Annotated in this window: 25 protein-coding genes; 14 read left to right on the top strand and 11 right to left on the bottom strand. The window is 65.3% G+C overall.

The genetic code is table 11. The annotated features are described in order from the left end of the window. Positions 1 to 535: 535 nt before the first annotated feature. From dxs to QOU61_RS11105, 7 genes are all read left to right on the top strand, one after another. On the top strand, positions 536 to 2,485 hold the full coding sequence (gene dxs, locus QOU61_RS11135) for a 1-deoxy-D-xylulose-5-phosphate synthase (RefSeq protein ID WP_289658337.1): 1,950 nt from the start codon (positions 536 to 538) through the stop codon (positions 2,483 to 2,485). 21 nt (positions 2,486 to 2,506) lie between these two features. Beyond that, complete coding sequence (locus QOU61_RS11130; RefSeq protein WP_289658336.1) at positions 2,507 to 3,073, top strand: nucleoside 2-deoxyribosyltransferase; 567 nt, start codon at positions 2,507 to 2,509, stop codon at positions 3,071 to 3,073. Between the two features lie 24 nt (positions 3,074 to 3,097). Then, positions 3,098 to 3,832 (top strand): TlyA family RNA methyltransferase, encoded by a 735-nt coding sequence (locus tag QOU61_RS11125; RefSeq protein ID WP_289658327.1) that lies wholly within the window; start codon positions 3,098 to 3,100, stop codon positions 3,830 to 3,832. After that, positions 3,825 to 5,069, top strand: coding sequence for a class I SAM-dependent RNA methyltransferase (locus QOU61_RS11120; RefSeq protein WP_289658325.1), 1,245 nt, complete (start codon positions 3,825 to 3,827; stop codon positions 5,067 to 5,069). The genes QOU61_RS11125 and QOU61_RS11120 overlap by 8 nt, the downstream gene beginning before the upstream one ends. 62 nt (positions 5,070 to 5,131) lie before the next feature. Next, complete coding sequence (locus QOU61_RS11115; RefSeq protein ID WP_289658323.1) at positions 5,132 to 6,190, top strand: class I SAM-dependent methyltransferase; 1,059 nt, start codon at positions 5,132 to 5,134, stop codon at positions 6,188 to 6,190. A gap of 174 nt (positions 6,191 to 6,364) precedes the next feature. Continuing rightward, positions 6,365 to 7,282, top strand: coding sequence for a hypothetical protein (locus tag QOU61_RS11110; protein WP_289658320.1), 918 nt, complete (start codon positions 6,365 to 6,367; stop codon positions 7,280 to 7,282). Between the two features lie 95 nt (positions 7,283 to 7,377). Beyond that, positions 7,378 to 8,214: a nucleotidyltransferase domain-containing protein gene (locus QOU61_RS11105; protein WP_289658310.1), complete on the top strand. Its 837-nt coding sequence runs from the start codon at positions 7,378 to 7,380 to the stop codon at positions 8,212 to 8,214. Positions 8,215 to 8,247: 33 nt separating this feature from the next. Here the strand turns inward: QOU61_RS11105 and QOU61_RS11100 are convergent, their stop codons facing one another. From QOU61_RS11100 to QOU61_RS11090, 3 genes are all read right to left on the bottom strand, one after another. Next, positions 8,248 to 8,778, bottom strand: a complete 531-nt coding sequence (locus QOU61_RS11100) for a septal ring lytic transglycosylase RlpA family protein (RefSeq protein ID WP_289658309.1) — start codon at positions 8,776 to 8,778, stop codon at positions 8,248 to 8,250. Between the two features lie 208 nt (positions 8,779 to 8,986). Next, a complete protein-coding gene (locus tag QOU61_RS11095; protein ID WP_289658308.1) occupies positions 8,987 to 9,625 on the bottom strand; it encodes a hypothetical protein in 639 nt (212 codons plus the stop codon). A 152-nt stretch (positions 9,626 to 9,777) separates the two neighbouring features. Beyond that, the gene (locus tag QOU61_RS11090; protein WP_289658307.1) at positions 9,778 to 10,620 is read right to left on the bottom strand and encodes a DUF1194 domain-containing protein; all 843 of its coding nucleotides are present in this window, start codon (positions 10,618 to 10,620) and stop codon (positions 9,778 to 9,780) included. 198 nt (positions 10,621 to 10,818) lie between these two features. On the opposite strand from QOU61_RS11090, the gene clpS reads away from it, so the two are divergent. Next, positions 10,819 to 11,124 (top strand): ATP-dependent Clp protease adapter ClpS, encoded by a 306-nt coding sequence (gene clpS, locus QOU61_RS11085; RefSeq protein WP_289658306.1) that lies wholly within the window; start codon positions 10,819 to 10,821, stop codon positions 11,122 to 11,124. A gap of 75 nt (positions 11,125 to 11,199) precedes the next feature. Here the strand turns inward: clpS and QOU61_RS11080 are convergent, their stop codons facing one another. The 5 genes from QOU61_RS11080 to fabI all read right to left on the bottom strand — a co-directional run bounded on the left by QOU61_RS11080 (position 11,200) and on the right by fabI (position 15,566). Then, a complete protein-coding gene (locus QOU61_RS11080) occupies positions 11,200 to 11,529 on the bottom strand; it encodes a PRC-barrel domain-containing protein (protein WP_289658304.1) in 330 nt (109 codons plus the stop codon). A 123-nt stretch (positions 11,530 to 11,652) separates the two neighbouring features. Beyond that, complete coding sequence (locus QOU61_RS11075; protein ID WP_289658302.1) at positions 11,653 to 12,840, bottom strand: adenylate/guanylate cyclase domain-containing protein; 1,188 nt, start codon at positions 12,838 to 12,840, stop codon at positions 11,653 to 11,655. A 111-nt stretch (positions 12,841 to 12,951) separates the two neighbouring features. Further along, positions 12,952 to 14,040 (bottom strand): chorismate synthase, encoded by a 1,089-nt coding sequence (aroC, locus tag QOU61_RS11070; protein WP_289658300.1) that lies wholly within the window; start codon positions 14,038 to 14,040, stop codon positions 12,952 to 12,954. Between the two features lie 95 nt (positions 14,041 to 14,135). Continuing rightward, positions 14,136 to 14,735 carry a histidine phosphatase family protein gene (locus tag QOU61_RS11065; protein WP_289658298.1) on the bottom strand — a complete coding sequence of 200 codons (600 nt, stop codon included), beginning with the start codon at positions 14,733 to 14,735 and terminating at the stop codon, positions 14,136 to 14,138. Positions 14,736 to 14,747: 12 nt separating this feature from the next. Then, on the bottom strand, positions 14,748 to 15,566 hold the full coding sequence (gene fabI / locus QOU61_RS11060) for an enoyl-ACP reductase FabI (RefSeq protein ID WP_289658297.1): 819 nt from the start codon (positions 15,564 to 15,566) through the stop codon (positions 14,748 to 14,750). Positions 15,567 to 15,781: 215 nt separating this feature from the next. On the opposite strand from fabI, the gene QOU61_RS11055 reads away from it, so the two are divergent. Then, positions 15,782 to 16,270, top strand: a complete 489-nt coding sequence (locus tag QOU61_RS11055) for an RNA polymerase sigma factor (RefSeq protein WP_289658295.1) — start codon at positions 15,782 to 15,784, stop codon at positions 16,268 to 16,270. A 64-nt stretch (positions 16,271 to 16,334) separates the two neighbouring features. Further along, the gene (locus tag QOU61_RS11050; protein ID WP_289658294.1) at positions 16,335 to 17,105 is read left to right on the top strand and encodes an anti-sigma factor family protein; all 771 of its coding nucleotides are present in this window, start codon (positions 16,335 to 16,337) and stop codon (positions 17,103 to 17,105) included. 296 nt (positions 17,106 to 17,401) lie between these two features. On the opposite strand, the gene QOU61_RS11045 is transcribed toward QOU61_RS11050, so the two are convergent. Continuing rightward, positions 17,402 to 18,367 (bottom strand): DnaJ C-terminal domain-containing protein, encoded by a 966-nt coding sequence (locus QOU61_RS11045; protein WP_289658292.1) that lies wholly within the window; start codon positions 18,365 to 18,367, stop codon positions 17,402 to 17,404. A gap of 296 nt (positions 18,368 to 18,663) precedes the next feature. Then, positions 18,664 to 19,068: an RT0821/Lpp0805 family surface protein gene (locus QOU61_RS11040; RefSeq protein WP_354142523.1), complete on the bottom strand. Its 405-nt coding sequence runs from the start codon at positions 19,066 to 19,068 to the stop codon at positions 18,664 to 18,666. Positions 19,069 to 19,197: 129 nt separating this feature from the next. Between QOU61_RS11040 and pdxH the strand changes: the two genes are divergently transcribed. The 4 genes from pdxH (at position 19,198) to QOU61_RS11020 (ending at position 23,143) form a co-directional block, all read left to right on the top strand. Beyond that, a complete protein-coding gene (gene pdxH / locus QOU61_RS11035; protein ID WP_289658290.1) occupies positions 19,198 to 19,839 on the top strand; it encodes a pyridoxamine 5'-phosphate oxidase in 642 nt (213 codons plus the stop codon). Between the two features lie 21 nt (positions 19,840 to 19,860). Then, positions 19,861 to 20,613 (top strand): SDR family NAD(P)-dependent oxidoreductase, encoded by a 753-nt coding sequence (locus QOU61_RS11030; protein ID WP_289658288.1) that lies wholly within the window; start codon positions 19,861 to 19,863, stop codon positions 20,611 to 20,613. Positions 20,614 to 20,764: 151 nt separating this feature from the next. Then, on the top strand, positions 20,765 to 21,529 hold the full coding sequence (locus QOU61_RS11025; RefSeq protein ID WP_289658286.1) for a class I SAM-dependent methyltransferase: 765 nt from the start codon (positions 20,765 to 20,767) through the stop codon (positions 21,527 to 21,529). A gap of 918 nt (positions 21,530 to 22,447) precedes the next feature. After that, positions 22,448 to 23,143, top strand: a complete 696-nt coding sequence (locus QOU61_RS11020; protein ID WP_289658284.1) for an alpha/beta fold hydrolase — start codon at positions 22,448 to 22,450, stop codon at positions 23,141 to 23,143. 143 nt (positions 23,144 to 23,286) lie between these two features. Here the strand turns inward: QOU61_RS11020 and QOU61_RS11015 are convergent, their stop codons facing one another. Beyond that, positions 23,287 to 23,505, bottom strand: coding sequence for a hypothetical protein (locus QOU61_RS11015; protein WP_289658282.1), 219 nt, complete (start codon positions 23,503 to 23,505; stop codon positions 23,287 to 23,289). Between the last annotated feature and the right edge of the window lie 406 nt (positions 23,506 to 23,911).

Genomic DNA, 23,911 nt, shown 5'->3' with positions numbered 1-23,911 from the left:
TCACCCTTCTCCAGGTCAAGGGCTCGGATAAGCGCTATTCGCAAACGCATGGCTTGTCTGGGGCGGAAGGTCCATTTCGCGAACCGCGCCGGGAACCTGCCCGTGGACGCGCCCTTTTTGCGCCCAAATAATCCGTAAAAGCCACATTTCGCGCTTTCGGTTTGGTTATTTGGTGGGCGAACTTGGAACTTCCCCCTCCTCCAGCGATTGACGCCGACGCGGCCGCGCAGCCTTCGGGGCGCCCTGAGCGCTCAGCGGGTTGGCTTTGGCCGTTGCTTTGTTGTAATGCTTGGGGGTCTGTGGTCTTTTGCTGGCGATCTGATGGCGCCGTTCGCCGACGATAACTGCCTCAAATACCTACCGAAATAGCCAAGACGGGTGAAGCTACTGAACGTGATGTAGATCACACAGGCCGATCGGGAGCGTCCGTAGGCTTCCAAATCGGGCTTCGGCTCGCGAAGCGGTTTTTGGAAGCCCAGGGTGCTCGCTGCGCTGATACCGTGCAAACCATCACACGTCGGATCCCGTTTCCGACATGCAAAATTGGAATGTCGCTGTGACCGTATTTAGCAAAACGCCGCTTCTCGACACCATCCATACACCAGACGATCTGCGCCGCCTCAAGGTGGAACAGCTGCAGCAGGTTGCCGACGAGCTGCGTCAGGAAACGATCGATGCCGTCTCGGTGACGGGCGGCCATTTTGGCGCCGGCCTCGGCGTGGTCGAACTGACGACCGCGATCCATTACACCTTCGACACTCCGCGCGACCGGCTGATCTGGGACGTCGGCCACCAGGCCTACCCGCACAAGATCCTGACCGGGCGGCGGGACCGCATCCGCACGCTGCGCACCGGCGGCGGCCTGTCCGGTTTCACCAAGCGCTCCGAGAGCGACTACGATCCGTTCGGCGCCGCGCACTCCTCGACCTCGATCTCGGCCGGCCTTGGCATGGCGGTGGCCCGCGACCTCTCCGGCGGCAAGAACAACGTGATCGCCGTGATCGGCGACGGCGCGATGTCGGCCGGCATGGCCTATGAGGCCATGAACAATGCCGGCGCGATGAATTCCCGCCTGATCGTCATCCTCAACGACAACGACATGTCGATCGCGCCCCCGGTCGGCGCGATGTCGGCCTACCTGTCCAGGCTTTACTCGGGCAAGACCTATCGCACGCTGCGCGAGGCCGCCAAGCAGATCAACAAGCGTCTGCCCAAGGTGCTGGCCAACCGCGCCAACCGTGTCGAGGAATACTCCCGCGGCTTCATGATGGACGGCGGCACGCTGTTCGAGGAACTCGGCTTCTATTATGTCGGCCCGATCGACGGCCATAACCTCGATCATCTGCTGCCGGTTCTGAAGAACGTCCGCGACATGGAGACCGGGCCGATCCTGGTCCACGTCGTCACCCAGAAAGGCAAGGGTTATCCGCCGGCCGAAGCCTCCGCCGACAAGTACCACGCGGTGGTCAAGTTCGACGTCGCGACCGGCGCCCAGGCCAAGGCCAAGCCGAACGCGCCCGCCTATCAGAACGTGTTCGGCCAGAGCCTGGTCAAGGAAGCGGAGAAGGACGAGAAAATCGTCGGCATCACCGCGGCGATGCCGTCCGGCACCGGCATCGACATCTTCAACAAGGCGTTTCCGAAGCGCACCTTCGACGTCGGCATCGCCGAGCAGCATGCGGTGACGTTCGCCGCCGGCCTTGCCACTGAAGGCTACAAGCCGTTCTGCGCCATCTACTCGACCTTCCTGCAGCGGGGCTACGACCAGGTCGTGCACGACGTGGCGATCCAGAGCCTGCCGGTGCGCTTCGCCATCGACCGCGCCGGTCTGGTCGGCGCCGACGGCGCCACCCATGCCGGCTCCTTCGACAACGCCTATCTCGGCTGCCTGCCCAATTTCGTGATCATGGCGGCCTCGGACGAGGCGGAACTCGTGCACATGGTCGCGACCCAGGTTGCGATCAACGACCGCCCGAGCGCGCTGCGCTATCCGCGCGGCGAAGGCCGCGGCATCGAGATGCCGGAGGTCGGCATCCCCCTCGAGATCGGCAAGGGCCGCATCATCCGCCAGGGCAGCAAGATCGCGCTGTTCTCGTTCGGCACCCGGCTCGCCGAGTGCGAGAAGGCGGCCGACGAGCTCGCCGCCCACGGGCTCTCCACCACGATCGCGGATGCGCGCTTCATGAAGCCGCTCGACGTTGACCTTCTGCTCAAGCTCGCGCGCGAGCACGAGATCCTGATCACCGTCGAGGAAGGCTCGGTCGGCGGCTTCGGTTCGCATGTGCTGCAGACCCTGACCGATAACGGCGTGCTCGACAGCGGCGCGGTGCGGGTGCGTTCGATGATCCTGCCCGACGTGTTCCTCGACCACGACACGCCGGCCGCGATGTATGCGCGCGCAGGGCTCGACGCCAAGAGCATCGTCGCCAAGGTGTTCGAGGCGCTCGGCAAGGACGTCAAGACCGAGACCGTCAAGCTCGCCTGAGCCGTCTTCCGTTCGGCTTCCATGAAAATCTATCTGGCAGGTCCCGAGGTGTTCCTGCCGGATGCGGTGGAGATGGGCCGGCGCAAGGCCGAAATCTGCGCCCTTCACGGCCTTTCCGGGCTCTATCCGCTCGACAATGTCGTCGATCGCGCGGCGCCAGACGCGTCTTTGCAGATCTTCCGGGCGAACGAGCGCATGATGGACGAGGCTTCCGCCATCGTCGCCAACCTCACGCCGTTTCGCGGACCCGGCGCGGACGCCGGCACCGTCTACGAACTCGGTTACATGGCCGGGCGCGGCAAGCTCTGCCTCGGCTACTCCAACGATCCCTCAGTCTACGCCGATCGGGTGCGGAACTTCACCGCGGTGGAGGGTCGCGACGGCCGGCTGGTCGATTCCGTCGGCCTGACGGTTGAAGATTTCGGCCTCAGCGACAATCTGATGATGATCCACGCGCTCGACGCCTGCGGCTGCCCGCTGGTGACGCCGAGGGTGATGCCTTCGGATCTCTGGCGCGATCTGACCGCGTTTGAAGCCTGCGTGCGCGTGGCGGCACAACGGCTCACCGGACGGCCGACGCCCGGTTGAGCGCAAGGGATTGCGAGCCCAGTCATGAGCCCTCCCCGCAAGCGCGCGGATACGCTTCTGGTCGAGCGCGGCCTGTTCGAGAGCCGGGCGCGGGCGCGCGCCGCGATCGAAGCCGGACTGGTCACGGCGAATGACAGACTGGTGGCAAAGCCGTCGGAGACGATTCCGGCCGACGCCAGCCTGCAGGCGCAGCCCGCTCATCCCTTCGTCTCGCGCGGCGGCGTGAAATTGTTGGGCGCGCTCGAGACCTATCCGATCGAGATCGAGGATCATGTCTGCCTCGACGTCGGCGCCTCCACCGGCGGCTTCACCGACGTGCTGCTCGCCCATGGCGCCGCCATGGTCTTTGCCATCGACGTCGGGCGCGACCAGCTGCATCCGTCGCTTCGCGGCCATCCCAAGGTCGTCTCGATGGAGGAGACCGACATCCGTGCCTTCGAGGGCCGACGCCTGCCGGCGCGGCCCGATGTCGTCGTCATCGACGTCAGCTTCATCTCGCTGAAGGCGGTGCTGCCGGTCGCGCTGTCGCTCGCCGCCGCGCCCATGCACCTGCTGGCGCTGATCAAGCCGCAGTTCGAGGCACAGCGAAAGCACGCCAAGCGCGGCATCATCCGCAACGCGATGGTGCATCAGGAGGTCTGCGACGACATCGTGGCCTTCGCCACCGAGCTCGGCTGCACCGATATCCAGGTGTTCCCGTCCTCGATCAAGGGCGGCGACGGCAATATCGAATTCTTTCTCGGCGCCCGGCGTGGCTGAACTTTTGACCATCGACCATGTCGGCCACCGCGGCGACGGCGTTGCGCTCGCCGGCAGCGAAGCGATCTACGTACCGTACACGCTCGGCGGCGAGACGGTCGCGGTCGAGACTGTCTCCGGCCATCCCGACCGCCGCCGCCTGTTGCAGATCGAGATCGCAAGCCCCGAGCGCGTCGCGCCGTTCTGCCCGCATTTCGGCGTCTGCGGCGGCTGTGCCATCCAGCACTGGAAGCCTGAGCCCTATCATGCCTGGAAACGCAATCTCGTGGTCGAAGCGCTGGCGCAAGCAAAGCTCGACTGCGAGGTGGCGCCGCTGATCGACGCCCATGGCGCCGGAAGACGGCGCATCACCCTGCACGCGCGGATGGGCACGCACGCGGTGCTCAAGGTCGGCTACGCCGCCGCGCAAACCCACGACATCATCCCGATCGACCGCTGCCCGATTCTCGACCCCGCCATGGCCGGCGCGCTTGAAGCCGCCTGGGCCGTCGCCGAGCCCGTGATCGGAACCGGCAAGCCGCTCGATATCCAGGTCACCGCAACGAAGGGCGGCCTCGACATCGACGTGCGCGGCTCCGGCGCGCTGCCGGCTTCGATGGTTACGAAGCTCTCGGCGGTAGCGGAAAAGCACCGGCTGGCGCGCCTGACACGCCATGGCGAGCTGGTGCTGCTGCGCAGGCCGCCCGTAATCACGATGGGCACGGCGCAAGTGACGCTGCCGCCGGGCTCATTCCTGCAGGCGACCACCGCAGGCGAAGAGGCACTCGCGACAGAGGTGCTGACCCTTGCAGGGCGCGCCAAGAGCATCGCCGACTTGTTCTGCGGCGTCGGGCCTTTCGCCCTGCGGCTCGCGTCGCGCGCCAAGATAACGGCCTTCGACAGCGATGCCGGCGCGATCGCCGCGCTCCGGAAGGCGGCCGCGGCAACGACGGGCCTGAAGCCCGTCAAGGCCGAGACGCGCGACCTGTTCCGCCGGCCGCTGGTCGCACCTGAGCTGCGCGACTTCGATGTTGTCGTGTTCGACCCGCCGCGGCAGGGCGCACAGGCGCAAGCCCTGCAGCTCGCCGCGAGCAAGGTCCCGATGGTGATCGCGGTGTCCTGCAATGCCTCGACGTTTGCCCGCGACGCGCGGCTCCTGGTCGACGGCGGCTATCGGCTCGACTGTGTGATGCCGATCGACCAATTCCGTCACACGCCGCATGTGGAACTCGTGGCGCGCTTCGAGCGCGAGCGTTGAACCTGCGCTTGGTGGCGATGACCTACCTGAGTAAAGGACTCGCAAACTCTCAGGAGGCCGTCATGGAAGTCAATACCGACAAACTGAATGCGTTTGTGGGAAAGATGGTCGGCGACCTCGGCGCCGCGATGAATGCGTCACTGATGCTGCTTGGCGACAAGCTCGGCCTCTACAGGACGCTCGCCGCCAAGGGACCGATGAACGCGTCCGAACTTGCCAACGCCACAGGCACCAGCGAACGCTATGTCCGCGAATGGCTCGCCGCGCAAGCCGCGTCGGGCTATGTCGAATATGATGCGAAGTCACAGAAGTTCTCGATGCTGCCCGAACAGGCAATGGCGCTTGCCGATGAAGACAGTCCGGCTTTCCTGGCCGGCGCTGCCAACGTCATCGCGTCGACCTTTCTCGACGAGCCGAAGATTTCGGATGCCTTCAAGAGCGGCAGGGGCGTCGGCTGGAACCGGCGCAGCGAATGCCTGTTCTGCGGCACCGCGCGTTTCTTCCGCACTGGATACAAGCACCACCTCGTGCAGGAATGGCTGCCGGCGCTCGAGGGCGTCGTGGACAAGCTCAAGCGTGGCGCCAAGGTCGCCGATATCGGCTGCGGACATGGCGTGTCGACACAGCTGATGGCGCAGGCGTTTCCGAATTCCCGCTTCTTCGGTTTCGACTATCACGGCGCGTCGATCGAAATTGCACAGCAGTCGGCGAAAGCAGCGGGTCTCGGCGATCGCACGCGCTTCGAGGTGCATACCGCCAAAACCTATCCGGCACAGGGCTACGACCTCGTCTGCTTCTTCGATTGCCTGCACGACATGGGCGATCCGGTCGGCGCACTGAAGCACGTGCGCGAGACCATGGCGCCGGACGGGAACTGCATGCTGGTCGAGCCTTTTGCCAATGACCGCCTGGAGGACAATCTCAATCCGGTCGGCCGCGTCTACTACGCGGCTTCCACCATGATCTGCACGCCGGCATCGCTCGACCAGGAGGTCGGGCTCGCGCTCGGCGCGCAGGCAGGCGAAGCGCGGCTGCGCGAGGTCGCCCGCCAGGCGGGGCTGAACCGCTTCCGGCGCGCCACCGAAACGCCGTTCAACCTCATTCTGGAGGCGCGGATCTAGACCATCCGGCGGGCTCGCGGGCCCGCCGTTTACTGCGATCGCCAGCCCGCCATTCACCCCATCGGCCGCCGCCCGAAAACGTCAGCCTCACGCACATTTTTGTCGTGACGCCGCGATTTTTTGTGACAGAATTGCTACGACGACATGTCAGTTGAGTAACATGCGGAGCGGCCGATGCGTTTGGTGTGGCAGGCGCGGTCAAATCCCCTGGCCTGGTGGTGGGGATTCCTGACCCTGGTAAGTGGCGCCAACATCGCGCTTTGGTTCGCGCTTTATGGCCAATTCCACGGGCTGCCGACCGGCAGCGTTGATGGCACCGACATCGAGCTCATGCTGCTGCTGTGTGCGGCCTATGTGTTTGGCTGCGCCTTCAGGTCGTTTCTGCCGCGCGCCGACGTGCAGCGGATCTGTCTGTTCGACACCTGGCTGTCGAGCGTCCTGGTCGGGCGGTCTGTGGCGACCGTCGCCGAAGTCTGCTTCGCCGCACAATGGGCGATCATCCTCGACCAGCTTGGCAAGATGGCGGGAGCGGACACCACGCTGAACGCCGCGCTGGTGATCGTGCCGTTGATCCTGATCGCGGAATGCTTTTCCTGGTATGCGGTGCTGACCACCAACTATCTCGGCAATGCCATCGAGAATTCGATATGGGCGGTCGCCTTCCTCCTGGTTGGGATCGCCCTTTGCCGCCTGCTCCCCGAATTCCAGGGCCCGGTCCGCTGGGCCATCCTGATCGCGATCGCCGGGGTCGCCGGCTACCTGGCGTTTCTCGTCACCATCGACGTGCCGATGTATTTGAGCCGGTGGCGGGCGGGCCTTGCGGACGGCAGCAAGCTTCTCGGACTGTTCGAAGGTCTGCGCGACGTCAGCACGCGTTGGGTCGTGACACACGACATCGCGCATTGGAAGGGCGAGATTGCCTGGATGTCGCTCTATTTCAGTGCGGCGGTGTGGTCGAGCCTCGCGCTTTGCGCTGCCTATTCGCTGGAGGATCATCTGCCGCGCTATCGCGCGGAGGCTGCCGCCGTTACCGCGCCTTCCATGCCTCGACTCGCGCACAGTCCGTCAGGGGCGCTGAGCCCCAGCCTGTGAGGCGCGCTCGGGCTGCGGCAGACGCGATCGCCCATTTCCACTGACCACGCAGCACGGCTATCATGCCGGGACGAAGCACTCGGCACGTATTCGACATGCAGCACGATGAATTTCTGCGCGGAATCGTCGCCGCGCTCGCGCAGGTGCCCGGCATCGAGGCTATCGTGCTCGGCGGGTCGCGCGCACGAGGCAGCGCAGGCAAGAATTCCGACTACGATATCGGCCTCTATTTTTCGAGCCGACATCCGCTCGATACCGAGCGACTTCTCGCCGAGGCGCGAGGCCTTGCAGACGAGCCGGAGGCGGCCGTGGTCACCCCGGTCGGCGAATGGGGGCCATGGATCGTCGGCGGTGCATGGCTGTCGATCAGCCGTTGCAAGGTCGACCTGCTCTATCGTGAGGTCGAGGCGGTCGCGCGCGTGATCGAAGGCTGCCGGGCCGGCTCCGTCAGCATGGACTATCAGCCGGGACACCCGCATGGTTTCTGTTCGGCAATCTGGGCAGGCGAAGCTGCGCTGTGCCGGCCGCTGCACGATCCGCATGGCGTCGTTGCAGGGCTGAAGGCTATTGCCCTGCCCTATCCCAAAGCGCTGCGCGCGGCGCTGATCCGCCGCTTCCGGTGGGAAGTTTCATTCAGCATCGACAATGCGGAGCTTGCGGCTGCCAGAGGCGAGCAGACCCACGTCGCCGGTTGTGTCTATCGGGCGCTGGCCTGCAGCGCGCAGGTCCTGTTCGCGATCAACGAACGCTACCTCATCAACGAAAAAGGCGCGCTGCAGGAAGCGGCCGGCTTTCACGTGACCATCCCCGACCTGGCGAAACGCGTTGACACGATATGGCGGAGTGTCGGCGAGAAGGATTTCGGCCGTGCCCTTTCCGCCTTGCGCGCGATCGCGCAGGAAGCCGCGGCGCTTTCGCCACGGGACGGTTGATCAGCCGGCGATCGTGGACGCCTTTCCAGGCGGCTATTGCACGACGTCGAGGCGCACGTTTGCCGTGCCCGATTTCACCATTCCCAGCGCCTGCGCCGCGGAATAGGACACATCGACCACGCGACCCGAAACGAACGGACCGCGGTCATTGACGCGCACCGTGACCGAGCGGCCGGTCGTCGTGTTGGTGACGCGCAACTTCGTGCCGAACGGCAAGGTCGGGTGGGCCGCGGTCAATTCCGCTGGATTGAACCTTTCGCCGCTCGCGGTCTGCGTGCCTTCATTGTAGAAACTGGCGACGCCACGCGAGCCAAGTTTCAAGCCGGTGGAATCCCTGTTTGCCGGAGGTTCGTGCCTTCTCACAATCGAGACCCGCTCGCTGCGCGCAAGGCGCGCCTCGCGCTGGCGCTCGATGGCAGCCTGCCGGCTGGCGGTGAACTCGGATTTCCTGCTGACGACGGAAGACTGGGCGCAGGCACCAAGCGACACCGCCGCCAGGACGAAGGCCAGGTATCGGACGATCGTAGAGCGGCTTGCAGCCGCGACAGCACTGATGGACGGCATTCCGATTCGCCTCCACCTCAGCCCCGCTCGCCATGCGCGAGCCAAATGGAGGCAGAACCGTGACCGCACGGATCAGGCCACCTGTCGACCCTGTGATTTCCGATGAGTGTTGCCACAGCGACACAGCCTTGCTGGCTGATCAAGCGCGTGAGCTGCGGCCAGGCAAGGCTGATGGACGCTTATCGATCTGCAACGCGCGACGAACGCGTCAGGCCAGCTTGTTCACTGAAGATGAAGAGCTCGAAGGGCTTGTCGACGGCAATTTCTTCACGGGCACCGACAGGGATTGACGACCGACCTGAAACACGACGCTTCCGCTCTTGCCGTCGTCGGAGGTGATCTGCGCCTTCTGGAACATCACGGTGTTCTTGTACACGGTGCCGGTGCCTTGGTGCGTAACGCCATTCAGCGTGTATCGGACTTGCGCATCCCTTCCATCGATCGACAAGACCGAGAAGCTCGCGCTTTGACCGTTCGCGGCTGAATAACCGGCCCAGCTTCCGACCAGCTTGTTCTGATCGGCGGTCGACGCCTGCTTGTCGAGAACGGCGGTCCATTTCGCGGTCCCTGCGGAGAACTCCATCGCCGCCTTCTGTCCGTTGCGGGTCGCAATCGTGACATTGCCGAAGGTGATCGTGGCGCCGTTGACGTCGGCGAACCCGCGTTCCGTGTGGCCATTGTGGGTATATTCGACCTGGGCCTTGGTCCCCCGGATGTTGACGACCTTGAACTCGACGGGCTGATTGTTCTCTTTTGACGAGCCCTTCCAGTCACCAAGCAAATTGCTTTGGTGATAGACCCGCTCGTTCGCCGGAGATATCTGGCTGCTGCTTTGTATCGTGGTCATCGCAGGCTCAGCTCCAAATGCTGCAGAACCCGGCACGTTCAGGCGCGGAGGATTCGCAGCTATCCAGATAAGCTGCTGTCGAATACGCCCGTTGCCTGGTTAACAGGTGGTTAAAATCGCCTCCGGACGCACGAGGCGAATGGTCGCGGTGCTCAGCGGCCCCAGCGGTCCTGCCAGATCTTTTCGCCAATCAGGCAGGACACCCGCGGCTCCTTGTCCTTCTCTGCGACCGGGACGACGCCACGATCGGGCGACGCGCCCGCCACTTCAAGCAGCAGCTTGGTGCGGATTGCTTCCTTGAACTTGTCACGATCCTTGATCGACACCACGAACGAGCCGGGTCCGCCGATCACGCAGTCCTCGTAGTACCAATCGAGGTTGTCGATATCCATGGTCGAATAGGAGGGCTCCTTGACCATGATCGGCAGGCCATTGATGACGATGCCTTTCGCGAGCGCCGTATCGCGTGCGCCCTCCACCGGCGCGCCATTGTTGTTGGGGCCGTCGCCGGAAATATCGATGACGCGGCGCAGGCCGTGATACGGGTTCTCGTCGAACAGCGGCATCGCGAAATAGATCGCGCCCGAGATCGAGGTCCGTGACGCGCGCCGGATCGGCGTCTTCATGATCTCGTTCGCGACGGCGTCCGCGGTTTCCGGACCGTCGATGACGCGCCAGGGAATGATGATCTTCTGGTCGCTGGAAGCGGCCCATTCGAAATAGGTGATGGCAACCTTGCCGGTCGGCCCCGCCTTCAGCGCCTGCAGGAATTCCTTCGACATGATGGCCTGCGCGTAGCCCTCGCGCTGGATCGCGAGTTCGTCCATGTCCATGGAATAGGAGACGTCGACGGCAAGGATCAGCTCGACGTCAACAGCAGCGGCCTGATCCTTCTCGGCGGCTTGCCTGATGGGAACTGGCGCGGCGTGACCGGCAACATCGCTGGCCAGCAAGCCTGCGAGAAGCACAGCCCCGATCGAGACACACCAGCGCATAGCGGCCCTCCCGATGAACGAGAAGGATCGTGGCACGCAAATGAGGCGGCGCAAAGCAGGAAGAGCATCTGCCCTTCACTTTCGGGTTAACCCAAGCAGGGCGCGCGGCCCGTGCAAGCAGGCGGCGCAAAACTGCCGGTTCCCCATGTTGCCGGCAGGCGATATTCTTGCGCTCGAGCCAACCAAGGTGCCGCCGCAATGATCGACGCCGTCACCAAGCCCAAGACCCGCGTACGCACCAAGGTCGAACGACCGCGGTTGCACAAGGTCATCCTGGTCAATGACGACTTTACGCCGCGCGAATTCGTCGTCAGCGTGCTGAAGGCGGAATTCCGCATGACCGAGGACCAGGCCTACAAGGTCATGATCACCGCGCACCGGCGCGGGGTCTGCGTGGTCGCCGTCTTCACCAAGGACGTCGCCGAGACCAAGGCGACGCGCGCAACCGACGCCGGCCGCGCCAAGGGCTATCCGCTGCTCTTCACGACCGAGCCGGAGGAATAGCGGGCAACGACGTGGCTGCGCTTGACGTTCGCACAAGGAATCGCGGCAAACAGCCAGCGAACGTCAGATCCTCCACTACACCGTCCAGTAGTGTGGATGCGGATAGGATCGCGAGCGGTCGCCCCAGTCGAAGGCATCTTCGTCGAACTCGGACGGGCCGGCTCGCAGATCGTCAAGGGTCAGCTCGGTTTCGAAAGCCTGGCGCCTGGGATCATATCTGAGCGCCCTCCACAGGACCGGATGGTGGTGGTGGCTGCCCAAGAGCCCACCGGTCTTGATCACGGCGTAGGCCACCGTTCCGCTCGCCTTGTCGAGCATCAGTCGCTCGATGATGCCGAGCTTTGTGCCATCGCGCCCAAAGACGCAGACGTGCTCCACGCGATCACTGGGAACGAGGGTATGCATGGCGTCCTCCCTGTTCTCTTGTTCTGAGGACATCATAGCACGAACAAGGGGCGCCGGCATCGTATCCGCGCCCCGCTCGCCGGCAAGGCGGACCGGCTGCGGGCCAAAGAGTCAGCGTCCTGACTAGGCGTCGGCCGAGATTTCCTCCGAAAGCCCGAACACCCGCGCCGCCCGGGAGAATCCTGCGACCGGGAATTCGCCAAGGTCGGCCCAGCGTTCGGCGCAGGCGCCGGCAAAGGCTTCGGAGGCCACGACCGTGCGCTTGAGGCGCCCGGCAATCTTCTCGAGCCGCGCCGCCAGATTCACCGCCGGTCCGATGCAGGTGAAGTCGAGCCGGCTGGAGCCGCCGATATTGCCAAACAGGATGCCGCCAATATGCAGCGCGACGCCGAACCGAAAGCGCTCCGGCTCTTCCGCGCCCGGATATTGCATCGCATCGACATTGGTGCGTGCCTCACGCGCCGCCTCGAGCACGCGGCCGCAGACCTCGCGCAGATTGCTGTCGTCGCGCGCGATCGGGAACACCGCCAGCAGCCCGTCGCCCATGAACTTCAGGATCTCGCCCCCGAACTTGCGGATGACGGGCACCTGGCAGTCGAAATACTGGTTGAGGATGTCGACGACGATCTCGGGCGACAGCCGGTCGGACAGCGCGGTGAAGCCGCGCAGGTCCGACAGCCAGATCGCGGCCTGCATGGTCTCGGCATGGCCGCGCCGGATCTGGCCGGCGAGGATCCGCTCGCCGGCACGGTTGCCGACATAGGTGTCGAGCAGCGAGGCCGCGGTGCGCCGCCACGCGAAGATCTCGCCGATCCGGGCGAACGGACGCACGATCGCGCGCAGCGCTGCCAGTTGCTCGTCGGTGAAACCGTTCGCCTGCTGCGTGGTCCAGCTCGAGGCGTGCAGGCTGCCGTCGGTGAACGACAGTGGCAGCGCGATATAGTCGGTGACGCCTTCGGCGCGCATGTCGTCGAAGAACGGAAAGCGCCTGCTCTCGGGATCATCAAGCCGGTAGCGCACCTCTTGTCCGCTGCCGTAGAGAAGCGACAGCGGGCTGCGCTGCCACTCGGGTTGCTCCCTGATATCGAAATCGGCGGTGTTGACGACAACCTCGGCTCCCCGCCGCCAGACGAAGCTGCGGCCGTAAACGTCAGGATGCAGGGTCCTTACGAAAGCCGCGGCGCGATAGAGCGGAACGCCGGCCGCGACCAGTCGCTCGCAGGTCTCGGTCAGGAGCGCAACCGGGCTGCGCGCCGACGGGGCGCCATCGACCAGCCATTCGGTGAGCTCTCGCAGCTTCGATGCATCCATGACCACCGCATTTGCGGCCCTCCCGGCGACAAGGTCAAGCCGGGCGCGCGAGCGTTGCGATGCAGGAAGCCGTCCGGCTGGCGATCGGATGGCTGCGCCTTTATCCGGCCTTCAGCGCCCGACCTGCCCGCGGTGCCGCAGGAAGTGATCGGCCAGCACGCAGGCCATCATCGCCTCGCCGACGGGGACGGCGCGGATGCCGACGCAAGGGTCGTGGCGGCCCTTGGTCAGAATGTCGGTGTCGCCGCCCTTGCGATCGACGGTGCGGCGCGGGGTGAGGATCGACGACGTCGGCTTCACGGCAAAGCGCGCCACCACCGGCTGGCCGGTCGAGATGCCGCCCAAAACGCCACCGGCATGGTTGGAGAGGAATTTCGCGCCCTGGTTGCCCATGCGCATCTCGTCGGCGTTCTCTTCGCCGGTCAGCTCGGCCGCGGCGAACCCGGAGCCGATCTCGACCCCCTTCACCGCGTTGATGCTCATCATCGCTGCCGCGAGGTCGGCATCGAGCTTGGCATAGATCGGCGCGCCAAGGCCGGCCGGCACGCCCTCCGCCACGATCTCGATCACGGCGCCGATCGAGGAGCCCTTCTTCCTGATGTCGTCGAGATAGGTCTCGAAGAAAGCCGCCTTGTCCTTGTCCGGGCAGAAGAACGGATTCTTGGCGATCTCGTCCCAATCCCATTTCGCCCGATCGATCTTGTGCGGCCCCATCTGTACCAGCGCGCCGCGCACCGTGACTTCGGGCAGGATCCTGCGCGCGATCGCACCGGCCGCGACGCGGCTTGCGGTTTCGCGCGCCGAGGCCCGCCCGCCGCCGCGATAGTCGCGCAGGCCGTATTTGGCCTCATAGGTGAAGTCGGCGTGACCGGGGCGGAACTTGTCCTTGATCTCGGAATAGTCCTTCGAGCGCTGGTCGGTGTTCTCGATCAGAAGCGCGATCGGCGTGCCCGTCGTCACCTGCACGCCGCTTTCGGGATGCGCCATCACGCCCGACAGGATTTTCACCGCATCCGCCTCCTGGCGCTGGGTGGTGTAGCGCGACTGCCCTGGGCGCCGGCGATCGAGGTCGCGCTGGATGTCCTCCGCCGTGAGCGGGATCAAGGGCGGACAGCCGTCGACCACGCAGCCGATCGCAACCCCGTGGCTCTCGCCAAAGGTCGTGACCCGGAACAGATGGCCGAAGGTGTTGTGGGACATGTGCTGCGTTTGCTCGACAGATCTCAGTCAATACTGACTGTGGTAACGCGCGTGGAAGGCGACGACAAGACCCGGTAAGACCCGCAGAATTAGCCTTAACTATATTTGCTCACCCCGCCGTCGCGGAACAGATAGACCGCGCCCTGCTCGATCGGGAGGTCGGCGGCAGAAAGCGGCGTCTCCAGGCCGAGCGCCACCATCAGCGCCCGCGCCGTGCCGCCATGCGCCACGGCCACCGTGTCCGACGTGAGCTCATTGTACCAGTCCGTCACGCGCGCCTGGACCTGCACATAGGTCTCGCCGCCCTGTGGGGCCACTGTCCATTTTTCCGCCTGGCGGCGCGCAAACAGCGCGGGATCGGCGGCCTGCATCTCCGCAAGCGTCGAGCCCTCCCAGATGCCGTAACCGATCTCCCGCAGGCGCGCGTCGAGCGCATAGTCGGCGGGCGGCATTTTCAGCTCGCCGCGCACCAGCTCCATGGTCGCGCGCGCGCGCCCAAGCGGGCTGGCGACAAAGGAAAGCTCGGTCTTGTCGCGGCCATCGCGCGCGAACAGATCAGCGAGGATTTCTCCCGCACGCGCCGCCTGCCGGCGGCCAAGCCTGTTCAATGGAACGTCCTGCACGCCCTGCAGCCTGCCTTCCGCGTTCCACGACGTCTGGCCGTGCCGGATGTAGTAGATGGTCGGCGCGGGCATCTTGGGTCGCAGCTATTCCTTGGCGAGCGAAATGTCCGGCGCGTCCGGGCGCTTCATGCCGACGACGTGATAGCCGGAATCGACGTGATGCACCTCGCCGGTGACGCCGCGCGACAGGTCCGAGAGCAGGTACAGCGCGCTGTCGCCGACCTCCTCGATGGTCACGGTGCGCCGCATCGGCGCGTTGTACTCGTTCCACTTCAGGATATAGCGGAAGTCGCCGATGCCGGACGCCGCAAGCGTCTTGATCGGTCCGGCCGAGATGGCGTTGACGCGGATGTTCTTCTCGCCGAGATCGGCGGCGAGATAGCGCACGCTGGCTTCCAGCGCCGCTTTCGCAACGCCCATCACGTTGTAGTGCGGCATCCATTTCTCGGCGCCATAATAGGTGAGCGTCACGATCGAGCCGCCGTCGGTCATGAGCTTCTCGGCGCGCTGGGCGATCGCGGTCAGCGAATAGCAGCTGATCAGCATGGTCCTGGAAAAGTTGTCGGCGGTGGTCTCGATGTAGCGGCCGTCGAGCTGGTCCTTGTCGGAGAAGGCGATGGCATGAACGACGAAGTCGATCTTGCCCCATTGCGCTTTCACCGCGTCGAACACCGCATCGATGGTCGCGGGATCGGTGACGTCGCAATGCCCGAGCAGGATACCGCCCAGTTCCTTGGCGAGCGGCTCGACCCGCTTCTTCAGCGCATCGCCCTGCCAGGTCAGCGCGATCTCGGCGCCCGCCGCGTGGCAGGCCTTGGCAATGCCCCAGGCGATCGAGCGGTTATTGGCCACGCCGAGGATGACCCCGCGCTTGCCCTGCATCAACGATGAATTCTGCGCCATCGGCTTTCCAATCGAAGCTGGATTTGAGGATTTCAGGTACACCAGCCCTCTACCCCGGTACAGTCCAAATCCGGGCCTGGTTAACGCTGCCGGCGGCAACCTCCGCGGGCCGGAATAGCCGCTCTGCCCGGGTGTTATGTCGAATAGGCGCACATCATGCGATGCTGCGCGCCGCCGAGCTAACCCGAGAATCGAGCGAGCAGATCGAGCTTGAGATGAGCGCGTTTCGTCAGAGTGTCGAAGCCATGATTCCGGCCCTGCGCCGCTACGCCCGCGCGCTCGCCCGCGACCCCGACATCGCCGACGACCTGGTGCAGGACACGCTGGTGCGGGCGCTGCGCTCGGAGCGGCTGTTTCTCGGCGGCGACATCAGGAGCTGGCTCTACACGATCCTGACCAACCTCAACAAGAACCGACGGCGCTCGCTGGCGCGGCGGCCGCAATTCATGCCGCTCCTGGAGAACAATCCCGACGCCAGCGGCACCGAGGCCGAGGGCCGCGACATTTCGCGCGCCCTTTCGACGCTGGTCGAAGAGCAGCGATCGGTGCTTCTGCTGGTGATGCTGGAGGGCCTGAGCTACCGCGAGGTCGCCGACATCCAGGGCGTGCCGATCGGCACCGTAATGTCCCGGCTTGCTCGGGCGCGCGCGCATGTGAAAGCCTCGCTCGAAGGCGAACGGCCGGCGTTGCGGCGGGTGAAATAGGGATGCGGCGGCAGGGATTATTCATGAGCAATTTGCGATGCGGACTTGAGAAGAGACGACGACGATGACCGACAACAAGATCCCCGTGACCGAAGACGAGCTGCACGCTTACGTCGACAACGAGCTGCCGGCCGAACGCCGCGGCGATGTCGAGGCGTGGCTTTCGGCCCATCCTGACGATGCCGAGCGGGTGCAGTCGTGGCGCGCCATGGCGGAGCTGCTGCATGCCCGCTACGACGCGGTCGCCAACGAGCCGGTGCCGCAGCGGCTGGAGCTCGAGCGGCTGGAACGGCAGCCGCGCAAATGGCTCTATGGCGCGATCGCCGCCACGTTTGCCGCCTTCGTCGCCGGCGGCGGCGCCGGCTGGATCGCCCATGGCGCGGCAGCTTCGCCCTCGACCTTCCAGAGCTTTACGCTCGACGCGCTGGATGCGCACCGCCTCTATGTCGTCGAGGTCCGCCATCCCGTCGAGGTGCCCGGCAACGAGCGCGCCCATCTGCAGCTCTGGCTGACCAAGCGCTGCGGCTGGACCGTGCATGCGCCGGAGCTCGATTCGGCCGGGCTGAAGCTGGTCGGCGGCAGGCTTTTGCCGGGGCCGACCGGCCCGGCTTCGTTCCTGATGTATGAGAGCACCTCCGGCGAGCGCTTCACCATCTACTCGGCCAAGGCGGCAACCGAGACGACCCAGATGCGCTACACGCACCAGGACAACAACGGCGCCCTGTTCTGGACCGACCGCGGCGTCGGCTATGTGGTGAGCGGCAGCACCGACCGCGACCGGCTCGCCCAGGTGGCGCGGCTGGTCTACGACCAGGCGGAAAAAGCCGGCGGCTGACGGCCGGCCCAAACTGAGTTCTTGCGGGATTTGGCAGCCGCCCCGCGCCGGCGGGAAGGATGCACGCTGCGCGCGAATCGGGCGCCAGTGCGCCGGTGTCCCAATTCGGACATTGAAAATCTGGAATCAAGTCATGGGTGCGTCTCATTATCGCACCGCTTGATCACGAGAAAATGAGAAGCGTTCGATCCGCCGATCGACGCAAGCGGCCTCGATTGGGGTTTGGTACCGCGCTGGTCCCCCTTTCGAGGCCGCACCTTTTTTTGCAAAATCAGCCTTCGTTAACGCTTCTGCGGTCAGCCGAGAGCGCTGCGCGGATTGTAGGGGTGTGCGTCCCGCCACTTTTGCATCAACGCCTCGAGCTCGGCATCGTTCCCGTCGGGCAGCATGATCCGCGTGGTGACGAAGAGATCGCCCGCACCGCCGCCCGATTGCGGCAGGCCCTTGCCCTTCAGCCGGAAAGTCCGACCGCTCGAGGTGTTCCTCGGGATCGAGAGCTCCACGGCGTTGCCTAGCGTCGGCACCCGCACCTTGCCGCCGAGCACCGCCTCGTAGAGCGTAATCGGCAGGTCCAGCCTCAGATCGCTGCCCTCGACCTTGAAGTAGGGGTGCGGGGCGATGTTGATGGTGATCAGGAGGTCGCCGGGCGGGTGACCGGGTGCGGTCTCGCCCTGCCCCTTCAGCCGGATCTGCTGGCCGGCGACGACGCCGGCCGGAATCTTGACGTTGAGCTCCTTGCCGTTCGGCAGCCGGATACGCTTCTCGCCACCCCGCGCCGCCTCCTCCAGCGACACGGTCATGGCGACCGAGAGGTCGAGGTCGAGCCCGACACCGCCCGTGTCGAATTCAAACGGACTGGAGCGTCCGCCCCGGGCGCCCGCACCACGTGCGGCCCCGCCGAACATGCTGTTGAGGATGTCCTCGAAGGCGGCGCCGCCGCCCGCGCCTTCCGGCCCACCGCCGGTGCGGAAATTGTAGCTGCGGAAGCCGCCGGCCCCGCCGGCACGCGGATCGCCGCCCGGAAAGCCCTGGAAACGGGGCTTGCCTTCGGCGTCGATCTCGCCGCGGTCGAACTGCTTGCGCTTGTCCTCGTCGCCGAGGATCTCGTTCGCCGAGTTGATCTCGGAAAACCGCGCGGCCGCCTTCGGATCGTTCTTGTTGCTGTCGGGGTGATGCTTCTTGGCGAGCTTGCGATAGGCGCTCTTGATCGTGGCAGCGGTGGCGCTCCGCGGCACCCCCAAGACCTCATAGGGGTCGCGCATCCCTCACGTCTCCTTCACGGGAAAAATCGAGAATCGAGCTTAGGGCATTTTGCCCTATCCTGGTGGTCCGATTCCAACATTCGCATTCCCGTTTCGGCATCCATGCTTGCGAATGTTGGAATCAAAGAACCACCAGCAAATATATGTTTCCAGTGGGGTTTGGATCTGGCATTCGCCCCAGGAACTCGCGCCCTCCCGGGTGGCGAATGTCAAATCCACTCCACTGCCCTCATCTGGGGACTCCGTGGCATTTCTGCAACGGGCGGACGGCCCCGGACGGACAGATGCCGACCGGTTCAACCCTTTTGCCAGGGTTTCAGCGTATGGATTTCCCAGCGGCCCTGCTCGCTCCTGCAGGCGGCGCCCTGCAGCCAGCTTTCGGTGGTGCCATTGACGTAGCTTGCGAGGAAATCCCGGCAGGTCCGGCCGTCATCGGCGGCATAGGACTGCGCAAGCGGCGTCACCGAGCCGCGGGCCCCGGTCTCCGGATTCTGCCAGGGCTGGCTGGAATCCTTGGTCCCCTTGGTCAGCACGTCGGAGGCCGCGGTACGGGCAAAGGCGAGGTCGCTCTCGGTCGGGCTCGGCGGCGGCTTGGCCGGTCCGACCGCCCCGGTCACGTCCTTGTCCGATGCGCTGGCGAACGGACCGCCGTCGCCGCGGGAAAAGCTGCAGCCGGAGACGCCAACACCGATTAGAATCACTGCAGCCGCCGCGCCGGCCGGGCGGATCGCCAATAGGCCAAGCCGCTGCCATGCCCTATATAGGGTGAGCCGATCGTCGGACGGCTGCTCGTGTTGGGCAGCGGGCAAGTGCAACGCGGAACTCCAGCAATGACGGACACGACCTCCATCAAACACCCGACACCGTTAACATCGGGTGATTTCACCGAGGCCGGGGAACCGTTTGCCCTGTTCGCCGAATGGTTTGCCGAGGCCTGCAAGGCCGAGCCGAACGATCCCAACGCCATGGCGCTCGCCACCGTCGACGCCGATGGCCTGCCCGACCTGCGCATGGTTCTGATGAAGGGCTATGACGCCGACGGCTTTGTCTTCTACAGCCACACCGCCAGCCAAAAGGGCCGCGAGCTCGCCGCAAATCCCAAGGCCGCCCTGCTTTTTCACTGGAAGTCGCTGCGCCGCCAGGTGCGCATCCGCGGGCCGGTGACCCCGGTCACCGACGCCGAGGCCGACGCCTATTTCGCCACCCGCCCGAAGCAGGCGCAGATCGGCGCCTGGGCCTCGAAGCAGTCGCAGGCGCTCGAGAGCCGCTTCGCCTTCGAGCAGGCGATCGCCAAGGTGGCGGCCAAATACATCGTCAGCGAGGTGCCGCGGCCGCCGGGCTGGAGCGGCTGGCGGATCACGCCGCTGCGCTTCGAGTTCTGGCACGACCGCCCGTTCCGCCTGCACGACCGCATCGAATTCGCTCGCTCCGCGGCCGGGCAGGCCTGGACCAAGACGCGGCTTTATCCGTGACGCCGGGAGAATTCTGACCGCATGCCCAGTTCATCCAACGCGCCGCGGCGGACGCTGCTTCTGACCGGAGCCAGCCGCGGTATCGGCCATGCCACGGTGATCCGCTTCTCCTCGGCCGGCTGGCGCGTGCTCACCTGCTCGCGCCATCCCTTCCCCGAGGAGTGCCCGTGGGGCGCGGGGCCCGAGGACCACATCCAGGTCGACCTCGCCGACCACGACGACACCACGCGCGCGATCGCCGAGATCAGGAAGCGGCTCGACGGCGGCGAACTGCACGCCCTGGTCAACAACGCCGCGATCTCGCCCAAGGGCGAAGGCGGCAAGCGCCTCGGCACCATGGACACCGACCTCGACACCTGGACGCATGTGTTTCACGTCAACTTCTTTGCGCCGATCATGATGGCGCGCGGGCTGATCGAGGAGCTGAAGAAGGTGAAGGGAAGCGTCGTCAACGTGACCTCGATCGCGGGCTCGCGCGTGCATCCCTTTGCCGGTGCGGCCTACGCGACCTCGAAAGCGGCGCTCGCCGCGCTGACGCGCGAGATGGCGAGCGACTTCGGCCGGGTCGGCGTGCGCGTCAACTCGATCGCGCCGGGCGAGATCGACACCTCGATCCTCTCTCCGGGAACGGAGAAGATCGTCGAGCAGCAGATCCCGATGCATCGGCTCGGCACGCCCGACGAGGTGGCCAAGATCATCTACGTGCTGTGCACGGAGACCAGCTCCTACGTGAACGGCGCCGAGATCCACATCAACGGCGGCCAGCATGTGTAGAGTGTTTCCTCTCCCCGCCCAATGACTCGTCATGCCCCGCTTCAGGCGGGGCATCCAGTACGCCGCGGCCTGTCGGCTCCATCACTGACGCCTCGGAATACTGGATCGCCCGGTCAAGCCGGGCGATGACGGCCTGGAGTGAACTGGCACCATGGCCCGCTTTGCCTCCACCGTCGCCCTCTATGAGGAATTGCGCCCGCCCTATCCGCCGGAGTTCTTCCGCGCGGTGGCGCAACAGCTCGAACTGTCCCGCCGGCATGCGCTGATCGATCTCGGCACCGGGCCGGGCCTGCTCGCGCTCGGCTTCGCGCCTTATGTCGGCCGGATCGTCGGCGTCGATCCCGAGCCCGGCATGATTGCCGCGGCCAGGGCAGCGGCGGCGCGCGCCGGACGCGATCTCACGCTGATCGAGGGCAAGGCGGAAGCGCTTCCCGCCGGGATCGGCGCGTTCGACCTCGTGACTATCGGTCGCGCCCTGCACTGGATGGAGCGTGAGCCGACGCTCGCCGTGCTGGAGCGACTTGTCGCCCCCGGCAGCGCCATCGCCATATGCGGGTCGAGCTCCGCCAGCGATGGCCGCAATCCGTGGCTCGACACCTACAACGCCGCGCGCAACGCCTGGGCGCCGAAGGCGGAGGACCCCCGCCGTGGCGAACGTCTGCACAAGGACCTCGCGGCGTTTTTCAGTGGCAGCGCCTTTCGGGTCGCTGATTTCATCAAGGTCGAAGGCAGCCACGAGATCGGCGTGCGCGATCTTGCGCGGCGCGTGCTGACGTTTTCGACGAGTTCGCCCGACATGCTCGGCGACAGGGTGGAGGCGATGCTCGATGATGTCGAGCAGCGCATGCGTCCCCTCAGTCGCGACGGCGTCATCACCGAAGTCTTCGTCGCGACAGCGCAGGTCGCGAGGCGATAGCTGGCCCGCCTCTCGCGTTGCGCAGGCGCTATTCAGGCGATCGCCTTCCTGCTCGCGCGAGCTGTCATACCCCGCGAAGGCGGGGTATCCAGCACGCTGCGGCCTCGCGGCTCCAGCACCAAGGCCAGAGAATACTGGATCGCCCGCTTTCGCGGGCGATAACCAGACGAGGCGCGCCGGCTCGCCGCGACGTCCAGATTCAACTGTCAAACAACAAGACACGCCTTCGCATTCCCGCGGCAGGTTTTCGCCCGGGTATTGCATCGAACAGGTCCCTCGAGAGAATAGAGGGCGCAGGGAATGCCGGGTGTCTTGGCGCACCCGCAGCCTCGCGTGCAGTAAAGAAAAGCACACGAGTTAGTCACCACAGGTTGGCCGCAACAAGCGGCATTCCCTGCGCGAATGGTTTTAACGGTTTCCTTCGTGCTCTCCCCGGTGACCGGGCTCTTTTGCCACCGTCGCGCGTGAAAAAGCTTCGCGCACTTAGCGCCAGCGTCGGGGCGCCAGGACCACACGACTTCGCCGTCCGCGAGCCAGCGCCGTTCGTCTTTCGGCGCCGCCTGCGTCCACCGCATTCCAACCCAACGTCCGTGACGATCGCGATACGCCCCTCGTGCGGGCTGGAACGGCGCGGGGTTCTAAAGATGATTTGCCCGACGGCTCAAGCGGAATATTTTTCGCGTTGGGGCTGGACACGTTTTGCACTGATTTGCCCGTCGGGCAAATCAGTGAGGGAGAGAGCTTTATCACAGCCCCATCCCTCGCAAGCATGGCTCCAGCCTACAAAGTCTTTCTCACAGGGATCAGCGACCTCTATAGCAGAAAGCAATGTAGCGGGACCTGCCCGGTCGGCTTGAGCGCGCTGCGGCAACAACACGCGCGTGAAGGCAAGAAGACCGCCGCAAAAAGGAGCGCGCCATGTCCAAGCAGACCAAACCGAGCATCCTGTTCGTCCATGGCCTCTGGGCCGACGGCTCGTGCTTCAGCAAGCTGATCCCGACGCTTCAGGCGGAGGGGCACGAGGTGATCGCCGCGCAGTACGGCCTCGACACGCTCGCGGGCGACGTTGCCGCAGTGAAGAACGCGCTGGGGCGCGTCAAGAGCCCGGCGATCCTGGTCGGCCATTCCTATGGCGGCACGCTGATCACCGCCGCCGGGGCCGATCCCCGCGTTGCCGGGCTCGTCTACATCGCCGCGCTCGCGCCCGATGCCGACGAGACATCGCAGAGTCAGCAGGCCAAGTTTCCCGTCACGGATGTCTTTTCGCACATCGAGGTCGCGGACGGACGCATCTGGCTGAAGCCGGATGGCGTTGCCTGCTTTGCGGGAGACCTGTCAGAAGAGGAACAGAAGCTGGTCTGGGCAACCCAGGCAGTGCCGGCGGCGGACCTGTTCAACCAGAAAGTCGACGGCACCGCCTGGCGGTCGAAGCCGAGCTGGTACGTCCTGGCCAAGCAGGACCGTACCGTGCATCCCGAGCTGCAACGCTTCGTAGCGAAACGCATGGGCGCCACCGTCGTCGAGGCCGACAGCAGCCACGTCCCGATGCTCTCCAAGCCCAACCTCGTCCTGGACGTGATCCGCAAGGCGGCCGCCGGCGTCCAAAAGAGCTAAGGCCGATCAGGCGCGCCGCAGGGCGCCTGTTGCGCCGTTGCGCTGCTTCATCGCCCAGTCGAACGTGCCGGGATAACCGACAACGCAGCGGACGACGCGGTCGGCGCGCGGCCCGTTTCGCTCGCAGCGACGAGACGCCCTCCTCACTCCGCGACGAAGCGCCGCGGCTCGGGCGGCGCGGCGCCCGCGACGACATTGAGCGCGCCGGAACATTCGTCCTCGCGCTCGCCCTCGGCAAGCGCGGCGCCGCAATGGCGGCAGAGGCGCAGCGAAAGCTGCGGCATGCGGGCGCCGGCGCGCGCATCCCGGTAGCGGGCGAGATCGATGATGGTGCGGGGCGACGTTATCAGTTTCTCAACCATTGCAGTCCTCGCGGGGCCGAAGCCCGACTGCGTCCGCGTCGGGTTTTCAGCGTTCTGGTTCCGCATGATCGGAAAACCGGTAACCACCTTTTCCGGATCATGCTTGAGGCGCACTCCTGCGCGCCTCAACCTGTTGTTCCTCCGCATGACGTCGGCGCAAACCAGTTCGCGTTTGTCGCCTACCGAACCGGTTGCCCGCGCTGCTTGCCCCGCCGGCTCGGATCATGCGTGGCGAATCTTATGACAGAAAGATTTCGCTCAAACGTTCAGCGCACCGCTCAAATTTTACCGGAGGAATTGAGGCGGCCACAACGCGGCGTTGTGGATCGGCTTCAGGTCGCATTCACCATTCGCGTTTGCCTGCGCGATCGCGCAGCGTGGAACGCCCCCACCCCGGCTCGCACTC

The sequence above is a fragment of the Bradyrhizobium sp. NP1 genome, from assembly GCF_030378205.1.
In the GTDB taxonomy this organism is placed as follows: domain Bacteria; phylum Pseudomonadota; class Alphaproteobacteria; order Rhizobiales; family Xanthobacteraceae; genus Bradyrhizobium.
Note: the sequence above shows the minus strand (reverse complement) of the source record. Positions and strands in the feature narration are given on the sequence as shown.

Coding starts and splice junctions, on each gene's coding strand:
- QOU61_RS11095 (WP_289658308.1), bottom strand. CDS start 9,625: ATGACCACGATACAAAGCAGCAGCCAGATATCTCCGGCGAACGAGCGG.
- QOU61_RS11045 (WP_289658292.1), bottom strand. CDS start 18,367: ATGCGCGACCCCTATGAGGTCTTGGGGGTGCCGCGGAGCGCCACCGCT.
- QOU61_RS11130 (WP_289658336.1), top strand. CDS start 2,507: ATGAAAATCTATCTGGCAGGTCCCGAGGTGTTCCTGCCGGATGCGGTG.
- QOU61_RS11025 (WP_289658286.1), top strand. CDS start 20,765: ATGGCCCGCTTTGCCTCCACCGTCGCCCTCTATGAGGAATTGCGCCCG.
- QOU61_RS11050 (WP_289658294.1), top strand. CDS start 16,335: ATGACCGACAACAAGATCCCCGTGACCGAAGACGAGCTGCACGCTTAC.
- QOU61_RS11090 (WP_289658307.1), bottom strand. CDS start 10,620: ATGCGCTGGTGTGTCTCGATCGGGGCTGTGCTTCTCGCAGGCTTGCTG.
- pdxH (WP_289658290.1), top strand. CDS start 19,198: ATGACGGACACGACCTCCATCAAACACCCGACACCGTTAACATCGGGT.
- QOU61_RS11110 (WP_289658320.1), top strand. CDS start 6,365: ATGCGTTTGGTGTGGCAGGCGCGGTCAAATCCCCTGGCCTGGTGGTGG.
- clpS (WP_289658306.1), top strand. CDS start 10,819: ATGATCGACGCCGTCACCAAGCCCAAGACCCGCGTACGCACCAAGGTC.
- aroC (WP_289658300.1), bottom strand. CDS start 14,040: ATGTCCCACAACACCTTCGGCCATCTGTTCCGGGTCACGACCTTTGGC.
- QOU61_RS11020 (WP_289658284.1), top strand. CDS start 22,448: ATGTCCAAGCAGACCAAACCGAGCATCCTGTTCGTCCATGGCCTCTGG.
- QOU61_RS11125 (WP_289658327.1), top strand. CDS start 3,098: ATGAGCCCTCCCCGCAAGCGCGCGGATACGCTTCTGGTCGAGCGCGGC.
- QOU61_RS11075 (WP_289658302.1), bottom strand. CDS start 12,840: ATGGATGCATCGAAGCTGCGAGAGCTCACCGAATGGCTGGTCGATGGC.
- QOU61_RS11100 (WP_289658309.1), bottom strand. CDS start 8,778: ATGCCGTCCATCAGTGCTGTCGCGGCTGCAAGCCGCTCTACGATCGTC.
- QOU61_RS11030 (WP_289658288.1), top strand. CDS start 19,861: ATGCCCAGTTCATCCAACGCGCCGCGGCGGACGCTGCTTCTGACCGGA.
- QOU61_RS11015 (WP_289658282.1), bottom strand. CDS start 23,505: ATGGTTGAGAAACTGATAACGTCGCCCCGCACCATCATCGATCTCGCC.
- QOU61_RS11115 (WP_289658323.1), top strand. CDS start 5,132: ATGGAAGTCAATACCGACAAACTGAATGCGTTTGTGGGAAAGATGGTC.
- QOU61_RS11105 (WP_289658310.1), top strand. CDS start 7,378: ATGCAGCACGATGAATTTCTGCGCGGAATCGTCGCCGCGCTCGCGCAG.
- QOU61_RS11055 (WP_289658295.1), top strand. CDS start 15,782: ATGAGCGCGTTTCGTCAGAGTGTCGAAGCCATGATTCCGGCCCTGCGC.
- QOU61_RS11080 (WP_289658304.1), bottom strand. CDS start 11,529: ATGCATACCCTCGTTCCCAGTGATCGCGTGGAGCACGTCTGCGTCTTT.
- dxs (WP_289658337.1), top strand. CDS start 536: ATGCAAAATTGGAATGTCGCTGTGACCGTATTTAGCAAAACGCCGCTT.
- fabI (WP_289658297.1), bottom strand. CDS start 15,566: ATGGCGCAGAATTCATCGTTGATGCAGGGCAAGCGCGGGGTCATCCTC.
- QOU61_RS11065 (WP_289658298.1), bottom strand. CDS start 14,735: ATGCCCGCGCCGACCATCTACTACATCCGGCACGGCCAGACGTCGTGG.